The sequence below is a fragment of the Nocardia terrae genome (assembly GCF_009760405.1).
In the GTDB taxonomy this organism is placed as follows: Bacteria; Actinomycetota; Actinomycetes; order Mycobacteriales; family Mycobacteriaceae; genus Nocardia; species Nocardia terrae.
Map to the genome: position 1 here is coordinate 1 of NZ_WRPP01000002.1, position 22,949 is coordinate 22,949.

General features: G+C 66.1%; 21 protein-coding genes, 4 tRNA genes, 1 pseudogene and 1 riboswitch. Of the genes and pseudogenes, 8 read left to right on the forward strand and 18 right to left on the reverse strand.

Annotation, left to right across the window (positions count from 1 at the left end; genetic code table 11):
• The 3 genes and pseudogenes from GPX89_RS44160 to GPX89_RS09700 all read right to left on the reverse strand — a co-directional run.
• A pseudogene (locus tag GPX89_RS44160) lies at window positions 1-556 on the reverse strand (hypothetical protein); the annotation flags it as partial.
• A gap of 3 nt (window positions 557-559) precedes the next feature.
• Window positions 560-1,339 (reverse strand): hypothetical protein, encoded by a 780-nt coding sequence (locus tag GPX89_RS09695; protein ID WP_157387213.1) that lies wholly within the window; start codon window positions 1,337-1,339, stop codon window positions 560-562.
• A gap of 2,326 nt (window positions 1,340-3,665) precedes the next feature.
• On the reverse strand, window positions 3,666-4,943 hold the full coding sequence (locus GPX89_RS09700; RefSeq protein WP_157387214.1) for a hypothetical protein: 1,278 nt from the start codon (window positions 4,941-4,943) through the stop codon (window positions 3,666-3,668).
• 306 nt (window positions 4,944-5,249) lie between these two features.
• On the opposite strand from GPX89_RS09700, the gene GPX89_RS09705 reads away from it, so the two are divergent.
• The gene (locus GPX89_RS09705) at window positions 5,250-5,906 is read left to right on the forward strand and encodes a hypothetical protein (RefSeq protein WP_157387215.1); all 657 of its coding nucleotides are present in this window, start codon (window positions 5,250-5,252) and stop codon (window positions 5,904-5,906) included.
• A 3-nt stretch (window positions 5,907-5,909) separates the two neighbouring features.
• Here the strand turns inward: GPX89_RS09705 and GPX89_RS09710 are convergent, their stop codons facing one another.
• From GPX89_RS09710 to GPX89_RS09720, 3 genes are all read right to left on the reverse strand, one after another.
• Window positions 5,910-6,224: a DMT family transporter gene (locus GPX89_RS09710; RefSeq protein WP_157387216.1), complete on the reverse strand. Its 315-nt coding sequence runs from the start codon at window positions 6,222-6,224 to the stop codon at window positions 5,910-5,912.
• Between the two features lie 9 nt (window positions 6,225-6,233).
• A riboswitch (guanidine-III (ykkC-III) riboswitch) is annotated at window positions 6,234-6,296 on the reverse strand.
• A gap of 79 nt (window positions 6,297-6,375) precedes the next feature.
• Entirely contained in the window at window positions 6,376-6,570 is a 195-nt protein-coding gene (locus GPX89_RS09715) for a DUF397 domain-containing protein (protein WP_328601666.1), read from the reverse strand.
• Entirely contained in the window at window positions 6,567-7,472 is a 906-nt protein-coding gene (locus GPX89_RS09720; protein WP_157387217.1) for a helix-turn-helix domain-containing protein, read from the reverse strand. The genes GPX89_RS09715 and GPX89_RS09720 overlap by 4 nt, the downstream gene beginning before the upstream one ends.
• A gap of 165 nt (window positions 7,473-7,637) precedes the next feature.
• Here GPX89_RS09720 and GPX89_RS09725 point away from each other — a divergent pair, with 165 nt between their 5' ends.
• The 4 genes from GPX89_RS09725 (at window position 7,638) to GPX89_RS09740 (ending at window position 10,674) form a co-directional block, all read left to right on the forward strand.
• Window positions 7,638-7,841 carry a hypothetical protein gene (locus tag GPX89_RS09725; RefSeq protein WP_157387218.1) on the forward strand — a complete coding sequence of 68 codons (204 nt, stop codon included), beginning with the start codon at window positions 7,638-7,640 and terminating at the stop codon, window positions 7,839-7,841.
• 5 nt (window positions 7,842-7,846) lie between these two features.
• Window positions 7,847-8,071, forward strand: coding sequence for a hypothetical protein (locus tag GPX89_RS09730; protein WP_157387219.1), 225 nt, complete (start codon window positions 7,847-7,849; stop codon window positions 8,069-8,071).
• Between the two features lie 231 nt (window positions 8,072-8,302).
• Window positions 8,303-9,640 carry a sensor domain-containing diguanylate cyclase gene (locus tag GPX89_RS09735; RefSeq protein ID WP_328601667.1) on the forward strand — a complete coding sequence of 446 codons (1,338 nt, stop codon included), beginning with the start codon at window positions 8,303-8,305 and terminating at the stop codon, window positions 9,638-9,640.
• A gap of 224 nt (window positions 9,641-9,864) precedes the next feature.
• A complete protein-coding gene (locus tag GPX89_RS09740; protein WP_268893296.1) occupies window positions 9,865-10,674 on the forward strand; it encodes a helix-turn-helix domain-containing protein in 810 nt (269 codons plus the stop codon).
• Here GPX89_RS09740 and GPX89_RS09745 read toward each other — a convergent pair.
• Window positions 10,604-12,013 carry a cytochrome P450 gene (locus GPX89_RS09745; RefSeq protein WP_157387221.1) on the reverse strand — a complete coding sequence of 470 codons (1,410 nt, stop codon included), beginning with the start codon at window positions 12,011-12,013 and terminating at the stop codon, window positions 10,604-10,606. The genes GPX89_RS09740 and GPX89_RS09745 overlap by 71 nt on opposite strands.
• A 169-nt stretch (window positions 12,014-12,182) precedes the next feature.
• Between GPX89_RS09745 and GPX89_RS09750 the strand changes: the two genes are divergently transcribed.
• Window positions 12,183-12,368, forward strand: a complete 186-nt coding sequence (locus GPX89_RS09750; RefSeq protein WP_157387222.1) for a hypothetical protein — start codon at window positions 12,183-12,185, stop codon at window positions 12,366-12,368.
• Between the two features lie 154 nt (window positions 12,369-12,522).
• On the opposite strand, the gene GPX89_RS09755 is transcribed toward GPX89_RS09750, so the two are convergent.
• From GPX89_RS09755 to GPX89_RS09765, 3 genes are all read right to left on the reverse strand, one after another.
• Window positions 12,523-12,597 (reverse strand) — tRNA-Val (locus tag GPX89_RS09755).
• Between the two features lie 18 nt (window positions 12,598-12,615).
• Window positions 12,616-12,688, reverse strand: a tRNA-Gly gene (locus tag GPX89_RS09760).
• 149 nt (window positions 12,689-12,837) lie between these two features.
• The gene (locus tag GPX89_RS09765) at window positions 12,838-13,683 is read right to left on the reverse strand and encodes an esterase/lipase family protein (protein WP_198347353.1); all 846 of its coding nucleotides are present in this window, start codon (window positions 13,681-13,683) and stop codon (window positions 12,838-12,840) included.
• Window positions 13,684-14,151: 468 nt separating this feature from the next.
• Between GPX89_RS09765 and GPX89_RS09770 the strand changes: the two genes are divergently transcribed.
• Window positions 14,152-14,970, forward strand: a complete 819-nt coding sequence (locus tag GPX89_RS09770) for a bifunctional allantoicase/(S)-ureidoglycine aminohydrolase (RefSeq protein ID WP_157387223.1) — start codon at window positions 14,152-14,154, stop codon at window positions 14,968-14,970.
• Between the two features lie 28 nt (window positions 14,971-14,998).
• Here the strand turns inward: GPX89_RS09770 and GPX89_RS09775 are convergent, their stop codons facing one another.
• From GPX89_RS09775 to GPX89_RS09805, 7 genes are all read right to left on the reverse strand, one after another.
• Window positions 14,999-16,450 (reverse strand): ArnT family glycosyltransferase, encoded by a 1,452-nt coding sequence (locus tag GPX89_RS09775; RefSeq protein WP_328601668.1) that lies wholly within the window; start codon window positions 16,448-16,450, stop codon window positions 14,999-15,001.
• 191 nt (window positions 16,451-16,641) lie between these two features.
• Window positions 16,642-17,001, reverse strand: a complete 360-nt coding sequence (locus GPX89_RS09780) for a hypothetical protein (protein ID WP_157387224.1) — start codon at window positions 16,999-17,001, stop codon at window positions 16,642-16,644.
• A 31-nt stretch (window positions 17,002-17,032) separates the two neighbouring features.
• The gene (locus GPX89_RS09785) at window positions 17,033-18,475 is read right to left on the reverse strand and encodes a GNAT family N-acetyltransferase (RefSeq protein ID WP_157387225.1); all 1,443 of its coding nucleotides are present in this window, start codon (window positions 18,473-18,475) and stop codon (window positions 17,033-17,035) included.
• Window positions 18,476-18,492: 17 nt separating this feature from the next.
• The gene (locus GPX89_RS09790; protein ID WP_157387226.1) at window positions 18,493-20,010 is read right to left on the reverse strand and encodes a hypothetical protein; all 1,518 of its coding nucleotides are present in this window, start codon (window positions 20,008-20,010) and stop codon (window positions 18,493-18,495) included.
• A gap of 258 nt (window positions 20,011-20,268) precedes the next feature.
• Window positions 20,269-20,343: transfer RNA gene (locus tag GPX89_RS09795), tRNA-Val, on the reverse strand.
• Between the two features lie 18 nt (window positions 20,344-20,361).
• Window positions 20,362-20,434, reverse strand: a tRNA-Gly gene (locus GPX89_RS09800).
• 116 nt (window positions 20,435-20,550) lie between these two features.
• The gene (locus tag GPX89_RS09805; RefSeq protein WP_328601669.1) at window positions 20,551-21,423 is read right to left on the reverse strand and encodes a DMT family transporter; all 873 of its coding nucleotides are present in this window, start codon (window positions 21,421-21,423) and stop codon (window positions 20,551-20,553) included.
• Between the two features lie 132 nt (window positions 21,424-21,555).
• Here GPX89_RS09805 and GPX89_RS09810 point away from each other — a divergent pair, with 132 nt between their 5' ends.
• Window positions 21,556-22,194, forward strand: coding sequence for a class I SAM-dependent methyltransferase (locus GPX89_RS09810; RefSeq protein WP_157387227.1), 639 nt, complete (start codon window positions 21,556-21,558; stop codon window positions 22,192-22,194).
• A gap of 4 nt (window positions 22,195-22,198) precedes the next feature.
• On the opposite strand, the gene GPX89_RS09815 is transcribed toward GPX89_RS09810, so the two are convergent.
• Window positions 22,199-22,882: a CPBP family intramembrane glutamic endopeptidase gene (locus GPX89_RS09815; RefSeq protein ID WP_157387228.1), complete on the reverse strand. Its 684-nt coding sequence runs from the start codon at window positions 22,880-22,882 to the stop codon at window positions 22,199-22,201.
• Window positions 22,883-22,949: the final 67 nt, after the last annotated feature.

The following is a 22,949-nucleotide window of genomic DNA, read 5'->3' on the forward strand; positions in this document are numbered from 1 at the left end:
GCTCGGCCGTTGCGTCGGGACCTTTTGCTGGGTTGGGGCCTGTCGCTGCGCTGGGCTCGGCCGTTGCGTCGGGACCTTTTGCTGGGTTGGGGCCTGTCGCTGCGCTGGGCTCGGCCGTTGCGTCGGGGCCTATTGCCGGGCTGGGGCCTGTCGCTGGGCTGTTCGGCTGTCGCACAGTGCCGTTCGGAACGGTGCTGTGGTCGGGCGCCATGTGCGGTGCGGATGATTCCGGCGGGAGCGCGGGAATGTTCGGCTGGTGCGCGGGCAGGTCCAGCGTCGTCAGGAAATCCGGCTGCTCGGCCGTGGAGTTCGGCTGCTGCGCGCCAGTGCCTTTCTGCTCATGCGCGCCATTGTCATAGGGCTCGTGTGGGGTCGCGCCATTCGGCTCGTGTGCGGTGTCGCCGATCGGATTTTGCGGCGGAGTATCCGGCTGGAACCAGAATTCGGTGGTCGGTGTCGGCGAATGGGGTTGCTGCGCACCGTTTCCGGCCGGTTCCCGCCGGGTGGCGGATGGCTCCGGGGGTGGGGTTCGGAGCCGGTCGTCGATATCGACCATGGCTCACCGGCTTCCGGCGACGATGGAGGTGATGCGGACCTGGCCGTCGCGGTCGGTGGTGGCGATGATCTGCTGCCAGGAGCTCTGGCTGCCGTCCGGGTGCTTCTCGTCGACGGTCACGTTCCACAGGTTGGGCTCCGCGCCGGTGATGGTCACGCAGTGCTTGGTTCCGGCGGGCGTGGCCGAAATCGCGTCGCGGGTGGCCTGTTCCGGCGCGGCCTTCGCGTCCGGAGCCAGCAGCGCGCGCACCGCACCCGCGTCGCGCAGCACGTACCACGCGTATTCGAGCCGCAGGATGACCCCGGGCCCGCTGCCCAGATCACCCGCGCTGGCCCCGCTCACCCGGTCGGGCGTATTCAGCTCCCGGCACCAGGCGACCAGCCCCGGCTGATTCCCGGCCGACGTGGACGCGGCCGGTGTGCTCACCGGAACCGCCCGCGGCGCACTCGAATCCCCTGGCATGGCCACCAGCCACGCCGCCAAGGCCACGATCACCAGTCCCAGCGAAATCCCGGCAATCGCGAGCGCCCGCCGCCGGATCCGCATCCGCCGCTGCGTCTGCGCCGACCGCCGCCGCGCCTCGACCACCAGCGCCGCCATGGGGTCCTCGGAGGCCAGATCGTACGGCGTGGGCCGCTCCCGCCCCGGCCCGCGCTCCGCCCCCGACCACGACGCCTCGTCCAGCCACGAGGCCCATCCGGGCTCGGCTTCCGCCGCCGCGGGCTCGGCCGCCCCACCGCCCTGGGGTGCGAGCGCTGTCGTCTCGGGTACCAGCACAGGCATCGGCGGCCGCGCCGCCCCACCCGAATCCCGGCGTCCACCCTCCTGATCCGGCCGCGCCCCGCGACCGTGAGGACGTGCACCGGGGGCACTTGCGCCCGGTCGAGCGCCTCCTGTCCGGGCACGTGGATCGCCAGGGCCTGGTTCACGATTGTCCGTGCGCGCCTTACGGTCGCCCGGTCGTTTCCAATAGTCGGCGGCCGCGGTGGAGCCGTTGTTCGCGCGTGCCAGGCCCCCGACCTGCGATACCGCACTTCCCGATTCCGACAGATGCCCGCCGACATCGCCTCGCGCGGTCTTGGCCGTTTCGCCGCGTTCATCGGTGCTCGCCGGTGTCCCGGCGGGTGTGCGGCTGTCGCCTGACTTCGCGAGCGGGATACCGATGCTCGCCGAGGGAAGATCAGGGCTCGCAGCCGAGGCGGCTTCCGCCTCAGGGATATCGCGAGACCGATCGTCGTCTGCCGTCACCGACGAAGTGCCGGAGACCTGGCCCCCAGCGGATTCGATGAACGGAATGTCGGGGGTGTGGGCCTTTCCGGATGGAGCCGGTGCGAGGTCCTGTGCGACGCCGTCATCCGCGGAACCCGCAGATGCGACCGGGAGGCGACGCCGTTCTCCGGACCCCGCCACCGCGCTCTCACTGGTGAGCCGCCCACTGCCCGACCCGATTCGCTTGGCATCGCCGGTGAGTCGGCTCGTACCGGACTTGGCCGCCGTGCCCTCGTCCCCGGACCGCCCCGATCCGGCTCCGCCGCGCGAGCGCTCACCCGTGAGCCGCCCCGTCTCGGACCTCGACGGCCTGGAACCACTGGTGAGCCGAGCGACACCGCCCCCGGCTCGCCCACCACCGGTTTCGGCCCGAACCACTCCCGATCCACCGATACCGACACCTGATTCGAGCCGCCCGAACCCATCCTCCGCCCGGTCGATACCGTCCCGCCCAGATCCCGTCAGACGCCCACCCACCGAAGCCGTTTCGCCCCGCCCAGATCCGGCCGACGCACCACCCGAAACGGTTTCGCCCGAGTCATAGCCAACCGCAATGGCTTCCCCCGATGTGTCGCCAACGGAAACGGCTCCGGCCGGTTCATCACCCGCAGACACCAGCTCTGCTTGGGCCCCGCCAGCGAGAACGGTTTCTGCTGGGGCGTCGCCAGCGAGAACGGTTTCTGCTGGGGCGTCGCCAGCGAGAACGGTTTCTGCTGGGGCGTCGCCAGCGAGAACGGTTTCTGCCGGGGCGTCGCCAGCGAGAACGGCGTCTACTCGAGCGTCGCCAGCGAGAACGGCGTCTACTCGAGCGTCGCCGACCGGGACGGGTTCAGCCGCAGCGCTACCCGGGGAGGTGCCTTCGGCCGAAGCGTTGCCCGCACGGACGGGTTCGGCCGAGATGCCGCTCGCGGACGCGGGTTTCACCAGCTTGCTGCCCTCGGGTTCGGTTGGTGCGTTGCCTTCGGAGACGAGCGCCGCCGAGGCGTCGCCAACGGAAACGGCTTCGGCCGGTTTGTCGTCCGCCGATCCGGGTGCCGCTGGGGCGTCGCCCGTCCGGGTGGGTCCGGCCGAGAGGTTTCCTGTCGGACCGGGTTCGGCGATGCTGCCTGCCGCGACGGGTTCGCCGGTGCTACTGCCTGCGGAGCCAGGTTCGGCGGCGGTGCTGCCCACGTGAACGGGTTCGGCAGCGGTGCTGCCTGCGAGGTCAGGTTCGGCCGAGATGTCGGCCGTGGGGCTGCGTTCGGCCGAGATGTTGCTTGCGGAGGCGGGTTTCACCGGGGCGTTGCCTGCTGAGTCGGGTTCGGTTGGTGTATTGCCCGCGGCGACGAGTGCCGCTGAGGCCTCGCTGGCGGAAGTGGTTTCGGCCAGTTGTTCGTCCGCGGACGCGGCTTCTGCCGGGACGTTGTCCACGGGGGTGCGTTCTGCCGCGGTTCGGCCTGCGGAAGTGGATGCGGCTGGGGCATTCCGGGCTGGGACAGATCCGGCCGGAAAGTCCTCCGCGGATGCGGGTTCAGATGAGGTGATGCCTGCCGGGACAGGTTCGGCCGGGAAGCCCTCTGCGGATGCGAGTTCCGGCGGGGTGATGCCTGCCGGGATGGGTTTGGCCGGGGAGTTGTCCGCGGATGCTGGTTCCGGCGGGGTGATGCCTGCCGGGGTGGGTTCGGCCGGGGAGCTGTCCACGGATGCGGGATTCGGTGGGGTGTTGGCCGCCGAGGCAGGTTCGGCTGGAGGGGTGGTTGCCGAGGCGGGCTCGGCGGGGGTGTTGATGGTGGGGTTGGGGGATAGGTGGCCGGGGGTGGAGTCGTTGGCTGCGGTCACGGCGTCTCCCGTGCCGTTCCGCTCACGCACCGGGCGCTGCGGGCTGCAGCGCGGCGATGAACGCCTCCGGTGTCAGGGCGGGCATCTGCGCGACCGCCGTCCGCAGCGAATCCACCTGCGTATTCACCGCATCCGCCACCTGCTCCACCGCCGGCGCGGCCTGCGGCCCGACCGCAGCGCCCACCTGCTGCCCCACGGTCGTCACGGCCTGCTCGACCACCGGCGCCGCCGCCTCCACCACCGGCGCGACCTGCTGCGCGACGGAAGTGGCGGCCTGCTCGACCACAGGCTGCACCTGCTGCACCGCGGTCTGAACCTGCTGCACCACCGGCGCGACAGCCTGCACCACGGGCGCGGCCACCTGCGCCACCGGCGCGGGCAACCCGGCAATCGCCGAAACCGGCTGCACCCCGGGCAAACCCGTCGCCGGATCCGAAACAGGCACTTGCGCAGCGGTATCGATCAACGCTGGCGGTGTCGGAGGTGCTGGCTGTGTCGCGTCGCCGCCGCTGAGCGCGCCTGCCCCAAGTGCTGCGAGGGCACCGCCCCCGACAACCAGCGGGACGCTGAGTAGTCCGCCAATAGAGCCGCCGCCTACACATCCAGCGATGCCACCGACAATCGCGCCGGCAGGTGCGCCCACCCCGGCCGTTGGGATTCCAGCGATCGCGGCACCGGCAAGTGCTCCAACAGCCGCACCGACGCCGCAACCAATCGGAGCCAATACAGCTGGTGCGGCGACTCCAACGGTGCCCGCGCCAAGGAGCGCGCCCATCGAGCTTGATGCCGCCATACGATCGGATTCGTCTCGCGAGAAGCCCATTCGATCGTATGCGGCAGCAATCTGCCACTCCGCCATATCGAGGTAGGACTGAGTTTTATCGCGTGTCTTGGTGTCGATCCAGTCGGGCAGCTCAACAGCACCTGTCCCGACACGCAGCTTGTGCGGATCGGCGGGCATCACTTCCGGCGCATTCGCCGCAGGCTGATCAGGCTGCGGCGTATCCGGTTGCGTCGGCTGGACCTGCGGCTGCTGCTGGATGATCGTGTCCTGCTGCGGCGTGGTCTGCTGCTTGGGTCGGGGCCGGTTCGGGGGAGCGACGGGCGGGTCGGGGATCCAATCGGCCGGGCTCGGTGCCGAATTCGCGGGCGGCTGGTTGGGCTGGGTGCTCAATCCCGGCTGTCCGTCGCCGGGCACGGCGAGGCCCGGCTGCCCCGGGGCGGCCGCGGCAATCCCTTGGCCGGCGACCAGCGCCACAGGCAGCATCGACAACAGGATCGAAGTTCGTTTGGCTTTCATGTCCCCAATTCGCCTTCCCCGAACCGACAGCAGCGGGCGCGATGCCCTATTCCCCCGGATGCCATGGCATTCCGCACCACTGGCCGACAGTACAGGTGGCCCACCGGAACAGCGTCCCGATGATCCATCATCAAAACCCACCACCTGCAATGATCATGTTGCGGCCCTGATCTTACCCGGATCGTGAGCGCTCACAACCGGTTCCGTGACTGGTGTGACGAATTGTTAAACCGAACCGATCATGACCCATACTCGCGCCACCGCAACACTTCTCGACCGCACTCCGGTCCGCCCGAAGGAATCCCCATGCGCGCCAAGCCAGCACACCACGCGCAAACTGCAAGAGCCGTGGTCGCCGCCCTCCTCGTCGCCGCCTGCGCCCTCACCGCCGCGGCCTGCGGCGGCAGCGATCACGCCGGCTCCACCACCAAGACCACGCAGGTAGACCCGTCGCGCGCGCCCTCGGACGTGCGCTGGGAGAACTATCAGGGCGTCCAACTCCCCATCGGCGACCACGACGGCCCCAGCAAACTCGGCACCACCGCCGCCGGCTACTCCCGCACTCCCCAGGGCGCGGCCCTGGCCGCCATCAACCACAGCACCCGTCTGTCCTTGGCCCCTGACGGCCAATGGCCCCAGGTGGCGGCGATCTCCCTGATCCCCGGCCCCGCCAAGGACTCCTGGGTCCTGGCCCGCGCCCAGATCTCCATCACCGCCCCCGCCAACCCCGTGGTCGCCCCGCACATCGCGGCCTACAAGATCACCGCCTACACCCCCGACCGCGCCGACCTGACCGTCTACGCCACCTACTCCGACGACAGCATCACCGCGACAGCCGAAACCGTCCTCTGGGTCTCCGACGACTGGCGACTCCTGCTGGCCGATCCCGCCGCCAAAGTCCAGACGGTCCAATCGGTCCCCGCCGTCCCCGCCGACGCGGTCACCCTGGCAGCCCCCAAATAGCCGTCACCCGACCAGCTTCAACCCGATCACGCACGCCACGATCCCACCCAGCAGCAGCAACTTCACCACGCTGACGGCCGCCCCACCGGTGGCCATCGAATAGACGACGGTCAGCACCGCCCCGATCCCCACCCACACCGCATACGCCGTCCCCACGGGAAGCCCACGCATGGCATAAGCCAACCCACCCATACTCAACAGCAGCGCGACACCGAACAGCACAGTCGGCCCGACCTTCGTGAACCCCTCGGACTTCCCCAGCGCAGTGGCCCACACGGCCTCGAAAATCCCGGACACGACCAGCACCAGCCAAGACATGACAACCTCCGAAGGCCGTCTTGTCGCACACCGGGTACGGCTCCCTCGTCCGGGCCCCAGATCGGGGTCTACCTACACCTTCGCAAACATCCAGCGACCCGGGCAAATTCCGCAGCGGTGATCTCGGCCTCCATCGACCGAGACCACCGGGTCACCGCCATATACCGCTCCTGAGGAATCGATCCCACTGCTCCCCGGAGAACACGAGCGCAGGGCCCATGGGGTCCTTCGAGTCGCGGACCCCGACGAATCCTGCATCGCCCGAGAATGCGATCTCGACGCACTCCGAAGCATTCGGGGACTTGCTGGACTTGAACCACTTGGCGTTGGAAAGATCGAAGCTCACGCCGTGCACTCCTTTGCGATGCGCCACACCCGATCGCGGCTGGCGTCCTCAGTCAACGCTACCTGCTCGAGATTGTTGATCGCCCGTCGATGTCGTGCGATGACCTCGGGCTGTTCGAGGTAGAGCGCACCTTCGTAGCCTTCGATGTACACCATGGGTGGCTCGACCAATCGACTTGCCAGAGGAGGAAATTCGAGCAGGGTGAACGACTGGAAGACCAACCCGATATTCATCTCCACGGTGTAAGGGATCACTCGAACAGCGACGTTCGTGCGCTCGCTGACGTCGATCAGTCGCTGCAACTGTTCGGCCAGAACCGCAGGCCCGCCGGGCTGATGCCGCAAAACTGCCTCGGACAGAAGAACATCCAACCAAAAGTCGACCTCGTCGAGGCGGGCCTGCCGCCGTGCGGCGAACTCGAGTCGGCGTTCGACATTGACCGCCGAGATATCAGGATGAGCTGCCCGGATGAGCGCCCGACGATAGCCGGGTGTCTGCAAAAGGCCGGGAATCAATGAGAGTTGGTGCGTGGTAAGGCGATTAGCGGCCTCTTCCAGGCTGAGGTAGTGGTCGAAGTGCCCGTCGAGTTGATCGCTGTACGAGCGCCACCAACCCTTCGTTGTGCCTTGCGCCTTTGCGATCTGGTCGTGCTGCTTGGCTTCCTGCCACAGCTCGAGTACTGCTTCGCGGTCCGGGCTCGGATCGGGAATCCCATAGAAGTCGAGAAGGTCCTTGATCTGAACGGTCGATATTTTAATCCGCTGTCCGTCCTCCATTCGGCTGACGCTTTGCGGCGACGTCTCAATGCGCACGCCCGCGTCGGATTGCTTGTAGCCTGCCCGAATTCGGAGATTTCGGAGGGTTCTGCCAAATGCCCTTCTCGGGAGTGACGATCCAGCCATATCGTTAGCCTCGCTATCTGGGAAGCGCCGTACTGGAATGGGTAAAACTGGATACGGGGTTGATTATCGGCGTTTCTGTCATTCATTGTTCTCGTTTTGGCGTTCTCAGTCGTCTACTTGGTTCAGCAGACATCCGGAACCATCCAGCGGCTGTAGGAGGTTGAAATGCCCTGGGACACATGGGCCTTACTGTCCATAATCGCGCTCTGCACCGTCGTGATCGCCCGCACCTGCTGGGACTCCTACCGCCTCGACCACGAGCCCCGCCGCACCACCCTCCGCCTCCCCCTATCCACCGGCGGCCACCTCGAAATCGCCTACCCGCCAACCCATCCCCCCGGCCGCCACCGCGCCCCCTCCACCAGGTGATCCCCATGACCCCCGCCCAAATAGCCGTCCTTTCCGCCCTCCACCCCGACCACGCCCTCACCGCCCTACAAATCCAGCGAGCCGCCGCCCTGACCGGCCACCGCACCCGAACAGCCCTCTCCCACCTGAAATCCCGAGGCTTGATCACCCCCGCGCACCCCCGAGGCCACTACCGCATAACCCCTCGAGGCCGATCCGCCTTCCTCACCAAACGAGCCCGCTTCGCCTAGGCTCGCCCCGCACCATCCGCTGAGTGGCACACCACCGAGGGCTTTTGCCCGATTCCCCCTCGCTGGTGCGCCACTCAACGATCGGGACGGGGGTTGGCGATGGACTCTTCGACGGCGTGGCTGTCGGTTGGCGATTTCGAAACCCGTTGTGAGTGACTCGATTCCACTGTGATTAAGATCAGTCGTGTATCGCAGCCGCGTCGGGAGGGGTTGCCCGAGTTGAGCTGACCGGTGGGGGAAGTCGTGGACGAGGCCGAACGCGGTCGGCTGGCGCGGGTTTGGTGGCAGGCGCTGGGGGAGGCGTGCTTCGTGCCGATGTCCGCGCCAGATGCGCAACGGCTGCTGGGGGATCTGATCGCCGAACTGGTGGCCGTACTGGACAGTGAACCCTTCGATGTGGACGCCGCGGCGAAAGCGGGTGCGGCACTGGTCGATGCGCGGCTGACGAGCCCGGTGGTGTTGCCGGTGGCCGCGCGTGTGCTCAGCGGATTGTCCGAATTCCGGACCGGGCCCGATGTCTCCGCGCGGCTGGCGGTGGTGCTGACCGAGTTCGGGCGTGGCTACGGCGCGGCCGTGCAGCAGGCGCAAGCCCGCGGCCGGTTGTCCATCGAAACTGCGATGGCGCAAGCGCGCGCCGCCGCACAGGATCGATTCCGGGTCGTCTTCGACAATGCGGCGGTCGCGATCGCGGTCGGTGACACCACCGGCCGGCTGGTGGACGCCAACCGGGCATTCGCCGACATGATCGGCACGCCGATCGAACGACTACGCGGAGTGTCCGTCTACGACTTCGCGCACCCGGACGATCGAGCGGGCATCCAGGCCCTCGTCTTCGAACAGCTCGTTCCGGCCGGAGACGGCACGGTCAAACTGGAACAGCGCATTCAACGCGCGGACGGCAGCTACGGCTGGGCGTCGTTCGCCATCACCTTCGTCAAAGGCGTTGGCGGCCAACCCGATTACCTGCTGACGGTCGGAGAGGACGTCACCGAGCGTCACCGGATGCAGGAAGAACTGCACCACCAGGCCCGCCACGATCCGCTCACCGAACTACCCAACCGCCGCCACCTCATCGAACAACTGGACCTGGCCATCGACCAAGCAATGGCCTACGACCAGGTGGGCCTCTGCTTCCTCGACCTCGACGGCTTCAAACAGGTCAACGACCACTACGGCCACGGCGTCGGCGACCGCCTCCTCAGCGCCGTCGCCGAACGACTGCGCGCGGGCCTCAGCGAACACGGCCACCTCCTGGCCCGCATCGGCGGCGACGAATTCGTAGCCCTCATCCCAGCCGCCGACGTAGACCACGTCGCCGCCGTCGCCGAACAACTCCTGGCAACCCTGATCGACCCGATCACCTTCGACGGCACCGCATTACAGGTATCCGCCAGCATCGGCGCCGTAGTAGCCCCCGTAGCCGGAGCCGACGCCGACGCCCTCCTCGACGCCGCCGACACCGCCCTCTTCCGCGCCAAACTGGACGGCAAGGGCCGCTGGGTCATGCACAGCCACGACCTACGGGCCGACACCCCCACCAACCCGCTCATCAGGGAACGAAGAGGCTGACCGCCATGGCGTTGCCGGACTCGGGCCCGCCTGGTTGCTCGTGATCAACATCTGCGGAACACTCCTATAGCTGTGCGCGCCTCCGTGCGTGGACCCCGTCAATGCCCGAAGCTGGTGTCCTGCATCATCGTTCGCATATGACGGGCAGGAACTGTCAGCATGCGACCGGGAGTGACGGGGTGGAACGAGGACCGAACGGCAGATCCGGTCTGCTAGCCGACTACATGCCGCCTGGGAGGATTCTTCGGCATCGCAGGCTCGATCTGGGATTGAGTCAGGACGCGGTCGCCGCCGACGCCCACCTGTCGAAGTCGCAGTTACAGAAGATCGAATCGGGTGAGCGGTCGGCGACTCCCCACGTCCTCCGGGCGCTCACACCGGTCCTGCGACTTTCCGAGCCCGACCGTAATCTCGTATTGCGACTTACCAGTGCCGATCCGGTGTGCTTCGGCTCGGGCAGAAGCGGGCCACGTCTCACGATCGCTCAGGAGCGCAGGCTGGACTTCAATCCCTTCCCGGCCTGCTACATGATGCCTCCGATGACCATCGGCGGCATCCTCCACGAGATCGTGGCGGTGAATGATGCGTTCCGAACCTTCTTCCCCGAATTGGAACCCGGGGTCAGCACCCTCGCTTACGAGCTGCTGAACGCGAAAGCCAAGGACGTATTCGTCCATTGGGAAGCCAATGCGCACAACCTGGTGCGGGCCTTTCGGGCGCAGGTCGACGGATATTTCGAGGAACAGCGGATCAGCGAGCTCAAACAGCGGTTCGGCGGGAGCCGCGACTTTCTCGGCATGTGGGACACCGACTATCCGGCGGTCGAACCGGCCGACATCATCTGGGTGTGCGACACCGCCGACGGCACCGTGTTCGAAATGTTCTTCTACGCATCGATGGACGGGGTGGGCGAGGATCAGGTGCTGCATTGGGGCCTCACCCCGTTGGACAGCGACCGGTACTTCAAGCGGTACCCCGAGCGACGGACCCATCCGGCGTCCGGAAGCGGCCGGTTCGCTCGCACAAGGTCATAGGCAGTCTCGGGGGCCGCAGGCTGGCCGCGAGCCGCGGCTTCGGATCGCGGGATGTGACGCCGGCGACCGGTCGCAACCGCCAACGCGCCGCGAACGACGCGACGGCAAGAACGCCCTCGGCCATTGCGAAATGTTCACCGATACATCTGCGCGCGCCTCCGCCGAAAGGTATCCATATATCGGTCGGTGGTTTGCCGAAATCGAAACGGTCAGGCTCGAATCGCCACGGGCGCTGCCAGAGGTCCGGTCGATGGTGAAGCATATAGGGGCTGAACGCGACCTCGGATCCGGCGGGGATGATGTGACCGCCCAATCGTGCGTCGGTCACGGCCGTGCGGGTGGCGAACCACACCGCGGGCCGCATCCGCAGGGTCTCGGCGAACACTTTCCACGTGTACGGCAGCAACGGCATGTCCGCGAATGTCGCGACTCGCCCGTCCGTCAGTACGGAATCGACCTCGGCGTGTAGCCGCTGTTCGACCTGCGGGTGAGTGCTGACCAGATACAGCGCCCACGCCAGCGTGGACGCGGTGGTGTCAACACCGGCGATCTGCATCAACGTCAGTTGATCGACGATCTCGGTGTGGTCGAGTGACATTCCGTCGACGCGGGTGGAGAGCAGGATCGCTACCAAATTGCCGACGACATCAGAGATTTCATCGCGATCGGCTGCTTCGGCCGCCGCGGCCATCAACGACCGCAGCCGACCTCGGGCCTCCCAGTAGCGGCGGTTGTAGGGCGTGGGCAGCCTGTTCAGCATCGCGGGCGACACCATTCGAGCGGGTGCTATGGAGACGAGAGTGTCGATGTCCTCGATCACCCGTCCGATCTCGTCGCCCGACGCCTCGTGCTGAAACATGCTGGCGGCCAGGATCTTGGCGACCAGTGTGTTCGTCTCGACGGTGAGGTCGATCTCGGCTCTTTCCTGGAACCGTTCGAACAGTGCTGCGATCTCGTCGCTCATGAGCGCGGTGTAACCAGGAAGCCGCTGCTTGTGGAAGGCGGGCTGTACCAAACGCCGTTGCCTGCGATGGTTCTCGCGGTCGGCTGTGGTCAGACTGTTCTTCCCGACGACCTCCTCTGCGCGCTCGGTGAAGGACCCGCCCTTGCCGAAATCCGCATCATTGCACAGGAGTTCACGCACCAACTCCGGTGTGCACGCCACATAGGTTCCAGCGTTTCCGAGCCCTACCCGCACCAGATCCCCGTGTGCCGGAATCGATGTCAGCGCCTCGAGGTGGCTGCGAGCGCGAATCGCGCGACCCAGTAGCCGTAACCAGCCCACCGTCGGAATTCCCGCCTGTGATCCCGCGTCGGATACGGCCTGCTTCGACCTCATAGCTCCCCAAATGTACTGCGGCCCGGTGCTTGTCGCGTCGGACGTGCCCGGTGTTGCCCACTGATACAAAGTCCGTGCCGCGCGGGCGTCAACACACAGTTTGTGTGTTGACGCACTCGGCACTCGCACAGAAAACTGCGTTTGAAAGCCTTTCGAACGCAGGGGAATCATGGTTCGCGAATCATTTCCGACTCCGGCGGTCAGGCCGTCGGCCACCCGGCGCGATCTGTCCGACATCATCGCCTCGCACGGCGTGGACGCCGTCTTGGCGCGGGTCGCGGTGCTACGTGCCTTCGGTTATCGCACCGCCGCGAGCGCGGTCGAACGCGAACTCCAGCAACTCGGACGCTCGTGAGAGGTCTCGAGGATGTCGGCTGCGGTAGTGGCTCGACCACCTGTCGAAGGGGGACGGGTGGTTGTGCCGCTGCCGCGACCGGCGGCATTACCACCAGATACGGCGATCGAGATCCGGCGCGAGATGCGGGCAACAACCCCACCGCCGTCAATTCTGGTGCGCGATACTGGGATTGAACCAGTGACCTCTTCCGTGTCAGGGAAGCGCTCTCCCGCTGAGCTAATCGCGCGGGCTTGATCCTTCGTTGAGCGGATGACGAGATTCGAACTCGCGACCCTCACCTTGGCAAGGTGATGCGCTACCAGCTGCGCTACATCCGCATTCGCTTGCCTGGGCCTTGTGGGCCGATCGGCTTGCGGGACAGAACATTAGCCTATGGGTGGGTGGTTTATGCAAATCGGCTGGAAACAGGGTGATTCGGGCGTGGCGTGGGTGAGGCCGTACCGGGGTGCGGCCTCACCCACGGGAATCAGCTGGGCAGGCCCAGGCTGCATATCACCTTGCCCGCGTGGGCGGGGTCGAGGGCGTTGGACACCATCTCGGTGACGTCCAGGTCGTACGCGAGGCCGATGTGGCCGACCGGGTCGAGGGGGCAGGTGTCCTGGACGTAGGCGTTGTGGACGCCGGGCTCGGGGACGAAGGCGGTCTCGGTGGTGTTGAGCAGGATGGACTTGTGGGGCACCACCAGGACGTCGGCCTTCGAGGCGATGATCGTGTAGTCGACGCCGGACTGGGCGATCGCTCCGCTGTCCAGGGTCTGCACCGCGGACCCGCCGACGATGAGCTGATCACAGGCCGGGCAGCCGAGCGGCAGCACCTTGTCGACGAGGAAGGTCAGATCGGCGGCCTGCGCGACCGTCACCAGGCCGACGAAAGTGGTGCCGTGCGTGGGCGGAGCGAGGGCCACCACTTTGCCGATCTTCCCGGCGTAACCGAGAACCTTCGGGATATACAGCGATTGGAAAGCCCCCTCGGAATGCCCGACCAGATCGACCTTGCTCGCCCCTGTCGAAGTGCGAACCTTGTCGATGAATGCCGCGATCTCACGCGCCGACTTGTCGATATCGATCGTGCCGCCGATCGGAAACGCCGGATCGACCTTCCCGTAGGTCAACGCGAACGTGCAATAGCCCTGCGCGGCAAGCGCATTCGCCAGCGGCCCGACGTTGCCGTCGGCATTCCCGCCGAGCCCGTGCAACAACACCACCGGATCCGGATGGGCGGCGCTCGGCTGACAAGTGAAATCGTTGTACCCGGACGACGTAGCCGCCGCCCCGACCCCCGAATCCACGCCCACCAGCGCGGTAACCGCCACGGCGGCAGCAAAAAGAACAGAGACCAGAGACCGCACGAAAACTCCTCATCGAGAAAAACATTCCACACCACGGCGCTGCGTAGCCCGGAACCCTATCCGCGAACCATGCCTTTGTCTTCGATCTCCGAAAAATTGCGAACACTCAATTCCCTACCCGCCCAACCAGATTCAATTGTTGTGCAACGGCACGTATAGCGCCCAGCATTTTCGATAATTCGTCAATTGCGGCTGTCCGGCCGGACCGTGCGACCCGGCCGCCCCCGTCGACGGCCCGGGGTGGGCGCAAGCGGCCTCCCGGCATCGGCCACGTGTGAACCTACGAGTCCGCTCCGGCGCAGAGATATTCGATATATGTCGTTTCGCACGATTGAGTTTTGCGTGCCGATGATGAAAGCCTGGTCCGGTGGACGCCCCTGGCAGGCTTTACACCGCGGCGTATGGACATCGATGAGACGGGAAGTTGCACACTTGAGCGAGCCGACGTACTACGCACCCCAGGGCGGACTGCCGTCGCAGACCACGCTGCTGACCGACCGCGCGGTCGTGAAGGAGGCGTACACCGTCATTCCCCGCGGTGTGCTGCGCGACATCGTCACCAGTAACCTGCCCGGCTGGAACAACACCCGCGCGTGGATCCTCGCCAAGCCCATCGCCGGCTTCGCCACCACCTTCGCGCAGTACATCGTCGAGGTCTCGCCCGGCGGCGGCAGCACCGAGCCCGAACCCGAGCGCGGCGTCGAATCGGTGGTGTTCCTGCTGACCGGCAACCTGAACGTCATCATCGAGGGCGAGAAGCACGCTCTCACCGCGGGCGGATACGCCTACCTCCCCGCTGGCGCGAGCTGGTCGGTGGCCAACGAGTCCGCCGAGGCCGCCACCTTCCAGTGGGTCCGCAAGGCCTACGAGCCGCTCGAGGGCTACACCCCGAAGGCGTTCGCGGTCCAGGAACAGGACGTCGCGCCCACCCCGATGCCCGACACCGACGGCGCCTGGGCCACCACCCGCTTCGTGGACCCCAACGACCTCGCCCACGACATGCACGTCAACATCGTGACCTTCGAGCCCGGCGCGGTCATCCCCTTCGCCGAGACCCACGTCATGGAACACGGCATCTACGTCCTCGAAGGCAAGGCCGTCTACCGCCTCAACGACGACTGGGTCGAGGTCGAAGCAGGCGACTTCATGTGGCTGCGCGCCTTCTGCCCCCAAGCCTGCTACGCCGGCGGCCCCGGCAAGTTCCGCTACCTCCTCTACAAGGACGTCAACCGCCAGATCAAGCTGACCTAGCCACCCGCGATGATCACGATCCCGGGATTCAGTTCATCCGAAGGTGACGCAGGCGCGGCCAGATGATCTGCCACCGCTCATTGCGGCCGGTGCACAACCACTGCTCCTGGCTCTCGCCGTAGTCGCTCAGTTTGCGGCAGAGGTTGAAATAGGGCCGGAGTTCATCCGGGGGTGCACCGACGTAGAGCGCATCGGTCGAGGACTCGGGCGGCGGCGAAAAGTAGCCGTACGAGCGGTTCGTACTGTAGGCGTTCGGGAGGCTGCCGGGCGGGGAGTAGACGTCGAGATATGCGGCGATGATGTAGGACTGGCCGAGGATCGCGATGCGTGCGCGATCCTCGGGCGGCAGCGCCTCGTAGGCTTCGGCGGTGCGTTCCGCAATAGCTTGCGGCACATCGGATTGCGTGGCTCGATCGGCGACGAGAAGCATGCCGACCACCGTGGCGATGTTCACTACGCAAGCCGGCCACACCAGCCAAGCCCAACGGCCTCCCGACAGACGCCGATACTGCAACCCCACCGCACCGGCCGCGAACAGGGGACCGTACATACCGCCGAGGTAGTAGAAGCGACCGACGGTGATCACGAAGAAGACGTACAGCGCGACTGTCGCGACGCCCAGAAAACGGTACGGGCGCAAGTCTTCCCGGCGTAACAACTGCCACAGTCCGTAAAGGCACAGCACTGTCCCGGTGATACCGGCCATGCCGATCAGCGCGACGGCCACACCCGGACGACCGCCGTACAGCTCCTCCGACTCCGACGCGACGACCGCACCCATGCGCAGCTGCGGCCAGCCGTTGGCGGCCTGCCACACCAGCGTCGGCAACGAGAGCGCCAGGGCCAGGGCTACTCCGACCCAGAGCATCCGGCGCCGCAGCAGCTCCCGCGGACCGAAGGCCGCCACCGAAGCGAAAAGGACCGCGCACAACAGGAACACCTGAAACTTGGTTTCCATTGCGACACCCGCGACCGCGCCGACCGCGACGAGCAGCCGATCCTCGCGTACCCGAATCCACCGCACCAGCAGCCAGATCAGAAGCAGCCATTCGACCGGCTCCAGCGAGTACGGAGTCAACCAGTGACCCGCGATGGTCAACCACAGCGCACCGGCCTGCGCGGCGCCCGCGATCAACTGTGCCCGGCGGTCACCCCCGAACTCACGAGCGATCAGCGCCACCACGACCACCGCACCGCCCGTCGCCAATGCCACGGGCACCCGCAACACCAGCAGGGAACCCGGTGCCAGCCAATCGGATACGGCCGTCAACGCCGGAGCCAACGGCGGCTGATCCGCCGAACCCCAGGCGAGATGATGCCGCCCGATCGCCAGCATGTACGCCTCATCGAACCAATAGCCACCGAACCCGCCAGCCGCGACTTGGACAAGCGCGACCAGCGCCCCCAGCGTCAACACCGGCCGAGCGGCAAACCCGATATCGGTCCCGGCCGCGGGCCGAGCCAACTCCGACACCCGCACGTTCGACCTCCAGCACTGTATTCGTCACCTGAATACTCGCCGGGGAACAGGCCCTCACGCATCAACCCACGTACGCACCAGAGGATGCGACCGCAGAGGTAGCCGAAGGCCACAGCGTCATCCGCCGGTATGACGCTGTGCGGGTGGCGGATTCCCGGGCATCCGCCGCGGGGGCCTCCGCGGTGCGTCCATCAGCGCGAACTGTCGGGCGATACTTCGATCGGAGTGAAGGGCTGCTCGTCGCCGGTGCGTTCGGTCCAGGTGCCGATGCCGCCGACCGCGCGGCCGTGGCCGTCGCAGAGCAGAGAGAAAGTGCCGGGGAAGCATCTGACGTGGCCGTCCGCGCAGTTGATCGGGATGTTGTATCTGCCGCCGGCAGCCTCCGCGACACCAGTCTCCATCGCCTTGTGGAACCCTGCCCAGTGCTGCGCGCGGTAATCCTCGGGGATGATCACATCGAGCGTGCGGCCGACCGGGTCGACATGGCCGAACAGGGTGGACGCTCCGCGACTCCAGTATCGAATGGTTCCGGTCGTGTCGACGAGCACCACGGCGGCTGCCTCGTGTGAGTCCATCGTCTACTCATCTCCTTTTGTTCCATGTCCGGACCGAATCGCAATCGCGCAGCGAATCGGTCAGACGAGCGAAGGATGCGTTGGTCTCGGGATCGAGTTGGTACACAACGTGATAGATCTCCGCGATCGCCTCGAGGAACACCGCGCGTTCGATCACCGGAGGCTCGTAGGTGCGTCCGAAGGGCTTGTAGAGCAGATGCAGGCGCAGCGGCAGCCGGCGGCCGTCGGCTGAGCCGGGTTGCTCGTATGCTGCGTCGACTTCGAAAAAGCCCGCCTTGCAGAATATTTCGCGATTGAGATCGGTGGCGCATTCGATGAACCATGCGCGAGCCTGTGGATTGTCCCGAATCATTCGCTCCTCGATTCGGGCGATGATCGGACGGAGCCTGCCGGACCCACGCAACGGCGGACCGAAAGCCAGATATCCACCGAACCCCGCGCTGGGCATCGTCACGAACGACACCATGCCATCGCACGGTCCTTGCGGGGGCCGGTGGAGCGCCCACAGGTGATAGTGGAATCCCGCGGCCGCGAGCGCCGGACCCTGCTGTACCGCCGAACGGAATGCGGTTCTGGGCCAGGCCGTTCCGGGGTCGGAGTAGGCCGACTCGTAGACATCGAGTGCCTCGGACAATGCAGGGTCTCGGACATCGGTGACCTCGGTTGTCCTCAGTTCGGTGTCCCAGCCCAGATACTCGGCGAACTCGACCAAGCCGATTGATCGCCGCCCGGTCAACGCCCGGGCCATACCGCGAAACTCCCTGTTTCGGAGGGGATGTTCGATTCGCATGGCCCAACGCATGTACTGCGACACGATGCTCAGCACGACATCGGCTCCGATCGCGTCGGGTTTTCCCGCGACCGGTCGCGCGATCAACAACAGGTTCTCCGCGGGTTCTTGCTGGTCGGATAATGCTGGTTGCACGTAGCGGAAGTCCATGATCCGGAAGCCCAGGCCGGCCATGATCCGGGCGCGGACGAACGTGTCGAAGCCTTCGGCCGGGACAGCATTGCGGTACGGATCCTCGGTTTCCGCGACCAGCCAGTCGAGTTCGCGTCTCTCGAGCAGCGCCGCGTCCGTGCGGCACAGCCGCTCGATCGCCGCCAACAGTCTGGATCCCAGGCCGGATTCGCGCAGACCCGGCTGTACGAGCAGGTATTCGATGACTCCCGCATTGGGCTCGGCCAGATAGTCGCAGACCGAGCCGCCGACAATGCCGCCGCCGAGCGAAGCGATGACGATGTGGTAGTTGTTCGCGCCGTACCAGCCCTGTTCCTTCAACTTCAGGTAGGACTCCATGTTGGCCAACGACTCTCGCTCGTCCGGGTCCGGAAAGGCGACCTCGTAGCACTCGCGGTAGAAACGTCGAAGCAACTCGACGTCCTCGGCGCGCGCGCCGCTCAGCTCTCGCAATTCGATGTCCGCACGCGGGGTCGAGGGCGAGTGCATGGTCGGCTCCTCACCTGCTATCGAGGGCTGCCTTCTGTTCGAAGTCGGGATTCTTCGAGACCATTCGCGTCTATCGTCCGATCTTCGAGCCACGGCCTGTCCCTATAGTAGGAGTGGACGATGCCGTTCAATGCGCATGCGGAATAATGACCGTTCGCGAACGGCCCATCCGCCGCCAGGTTCAAGCGAATCCGGTCGGTCTTGTCCGATCCGATGTAGTTCCTCATCTTGTCGCGGATCGTGTCGCCCAGCGCAGCGACCGTCATGGCCGAGCCGCACGCCGTCTCATCGATCGCGCAGGCGAACTGGAACGTCAGATCCTCGTTCTCCTCGATCAACCGCACCATGCTGTCGGCCGCGCCGCGGGCCAGCTCATCGGTCTGAATATCGTAGGTTTCCGGTTCCGCGATGTTCCCGTGGATGAAGAACGGAATGAGATCCCGCCACCGCCGATCGGGGTGGGGGTGGAACGGCTTGCCCTTCCTGTCGCACATCACGAAGATGATCCAGATGTACGCGGAATAGTATGTGGCGTAGGCGTTCTCACCGGTCACCTTGACACCGCCCCCGGGGACCGCGATGTCGAGGAGCAGCCGCTCCTCGTCCTTGTTCCAGATGCCCTCTTGTGCCAGACAGACATCGGCCTGCGGCACTGCCGGACCCCACCGCAGTGAACCCGTCGCCCTGGCCTTCCATGCGAGTGCGCCGGGAGCGTGCGGTCGCAGTACTTCGAGCGCGGAATCCGGGTTCTCGCCGCGAATCGCCAGCGAGTTGTTCTCATCCCCATAGCCGAACTGCAGCGCCGGATTGCCCTCCCACTGCCTGCACGAGCACAACGGGATGCTCGGTCCCCAGAGCAGCCAGCAATCGAAGGTGAATACTTGAAACTTTCGAATCGACAGATTTCCGAACTGGTCGGGATCGTGTGTGGTGTCGTGTCCGTACCGGTCGACGATCTTTCCCCAGTCCTCATCGTATTTGTAGATCAGTCCGCGCAGCAGGTGCAACGGAGCTACGAACCCGGTATCGATTTCCAACAGGGTTGCGAAGCCGACGGTTTCGTTGGGCTTCTGCTTGTGCAGCACATCGAAGTACCGCTTCAAATACTGGTGATTCTTGATGAGCAGCGTCGGGTTGCCGACGGCGATCCGGAGCGGCAGTTTCTGCGACGGCGGGAGCAGGCTGGATTTGAACTTCAGGCGCCATTTCTCTTTCGCGTCCTTGAATTCCTGCCTGGAAAGCCCCTCGTCGTCGTTCGGCCGGGGGCAGGCGATCTCGTGTTCGATGCGCTGCCTGGCCAGGTCGTAGACTGCCTGTGGTTTGACGTCTCGGCCTCGGAGGGTGACCAACGTCCATAGGGCCCTGCAGTACCGGTATGTCAGCCGATATCGTGCCCCGTCCAGTGGAAGTGCTTCAGCCAAGAGCTGGATCGTCTTCCAGTAGATGCCGATCGAAGACACGGAGAAGATCAATGCGATCACCGTGAGAGTGAAGCTGCCGATCTCGGCATCCTGCGCAATATTGTCCACACCCATTGCGTCAATCAAGATTAGTTTACCTATCGAATCTCGCGATCCCCGCGCGCTCTATGTGCCGCGCAATCATCGTTGGCAAACCGTATCACCGGGGTGGTTGAAGTAGGTAGGGACGAAGGATAGTAATTATCGAACTTACCGGTCGTTATTTTGAATTCGTGACCCTGTGTATTCGCTGTGAAGGTCGCAGTGTTTCGCAGTCCTCGCGAATTCGCTCCGAATAGCAATCAGGCCCGGCGATGGGCCGGGCCTGAACTGTGGTGCGCGATACTGGGATTGAACCAGTGACCTCTTCCGTGTCAGGGAAGCGCTCTCCCGCTGAGCTAATCGCGCGGGCTTGATCCTTGGTTGAGCGGATGACGAGATTCGAACTCGCGACCCTCACCTTGGCAAGGTGATGCGCTACCAGCTGCGCTACATCCGCATTCGCTTGCCTGGGCCTTGTGGGCCGATCGGCTTGCGGGACAGAACATTAGCCTATGGGTGGGTGGTTCATGCAAATCGCCAGGAAAAGCGGGGGATTCGGGCGTGGCGGGGAGGTCAGTCGGCGACCGGTTGGGGCTGGGGGAGGGGGGTCGCCTGGGCGCGGGAAAGGCGTACGGCGGCAACGCACATGACGATGACCGACAGGGCCACGAAGGCGGTGCCGATCGGGCCGCTGCGCAGTCGCTCCTCGAGGACCGTCATGCCGAGGAAGGCCGCGCCCAGGGGTTCGGCGACGGTGAAGGCGGGCAGGGAGGCCGAGAGCGGGCCCACCTGGTAGCCGCGTTGCTGGACGTACAGGCCGAGCATGCCGGTGGCGACCAGGACGTACAGTTCCCAGCCGGTGAACGCCGTCATGATGCTGCGGCCGAACTGCTGGGTCACGTTCTCGGTCAAGGCCGCCGAGATGCCGAACAGCAGGCCCGCCGCCGAGCCGAGCAGGAGCGCCTGCAGGGTCGGCACTTTCACCGTCGTCGCCACCGCGATGCCCGCCACGATCACGCCGATCATCAACCCCAGCGGCAGCAACCAGTGATGCCAGGGCGCGCCCGTCACCCCTTCGGTCGGCTCACCCACCACCAGGAAGCAGGCCAGCGCGATCGACAGCGCCGCCGCCTGCGCCCACATCGCGCCGGTCACCCGCCGCCCGCTGTAGTGCGCGGCCAGCGGCAGCGCGAACACCAGCGCCGTCACCAGAATCGGCTGCACCACCAGGACTGAGCCCAATGCCAGGGCGGCCACCTGGAACCCGAACCCGCCCGCGTCCCCGATCAACCCCGCCACCCATCGCGGATTCCGAATCAATTTGGCCAGCAGCGCATCCCCCTCGGGCACGTCCGCCGCCGCCCGCTGCTGCGCCACCGCCGACACGGCGAACAGCACGGCTCCGATGAACGCGCAGACCACCGCTGCGATAGGTAGGTTTCCCACCCGGCCAGTCTGCCGGACGCTCCAATCCTGGTCGGTCGGCAGGGGACTGTGACGTCGACGACCCCTTGACACGGTGGCAGATTAAGTTCAAGAATCAGAACTATTCTGGAATATGAACTATTGGAGACCGTCATGACCGGCACCGAACGCGAGATCAACCAGTACTTCGAATCCGTCTACCGCTCCCAGCCCACCGACGGTTCCGTCATCGCGGCCGCCGGCTGGGACCTGAGCGAACCCCAGCCGCTCGTCGTCGAATTGGAGGCGGTCGGAGCGATCCGCGGCGAAATCCTCGACGCCGGTTGCGGCACCGGCGAGAACGCGCTCTACCTCGCCGCCCGCGGCCACCGCGTCACCGGAATCGACGCCGCCCCCACCGCACTGGCCCACGCCCGCGCCAAGGCCGCCCGGCGCGGCCTCGCCGCCGAATTCGCCGAGGCCGACGCCCGCGACCTGTCCGTCTACCGCGCCCGCTTCGACACCGTCATCGATTCCGGCCTGCTGCACACGTTCTCGGGCCGCGACGCCGCCGACTACATCGCCGCCCTGCACCTGGCGTGCCGCCCCGGGGCTGCCGTCCACATCATGGCCGTCGGCGACACCGCCCCCGCGGGCCCCGGCCCGCGCCGCATGACCGAGACCGACCTGCGCGAATCATTCACCGCCGGTTGGGATATCGAGGTCCTGCGACGGTCGGTCATGCGCGGCGCACTCCCCGGCGGCCCCGCGGCCGACATCCCGGCCTGGCTCCTGACCGCCCGCCGTCACTGAGGGCCTACGCGGTCCCGTTGCCCCGCAACTGAATTCGTGCGGCCGGGGCGGCCCCGTGATAGAAATACCGCCCCAGCCCGATCGTGAATACCAGCATCCCGTAGGCCGCGTGCTCGACCGAGGCCGTGAACAGCGACCGCGTCCGCAGATACCGCGCCGCGAACAACCACCCGCCCACACTGCTGGCCGCCACCGAGAACCAGCTCCCGAACACGATGTGCACATACCCGAACGCCGCCGCGCTGGCCGCCACCATCCCCGGCCCTTCACCGAAAACCGGCTTGTACCGGTGGAACAGGAACGACCGGAAGATCAACTCCTGCGGGTAGACACTCAACGCCGGATACAACACCATCACCGCCAGCCAGATCAGCGGATTGCGCCGCGGCAGCTCGAACAGATCCTCGCGGCGCATGACCGCCGTCGCCGCGGTCAATGCCACGGCATTCGCCCCAGCGGTCACCGCCATCGACCGCGCCTGCCCCGGAAACGCCTCCGCCCGCCACAACGACTCGCGATCGAACCCCTTCGCCCGCCGCAGATAGACCGTCACCCCGGTCGCCAGCACGAGCAGTGCCGGAATCGGCGGCTTCCCCCGCAAGACCGCGTTGTACAGCGTCGTCCCGCCGAAGAACAACGCCACGTACTCGGCCGCGAGATAGGCCCGCCGAAACCGCCGAATCCTCATGGCCTCCACCCTAAATCGGCCCCGCCAAGCGCGCCGACCACGCACTCCGGCTACCGCCCCGACCGCA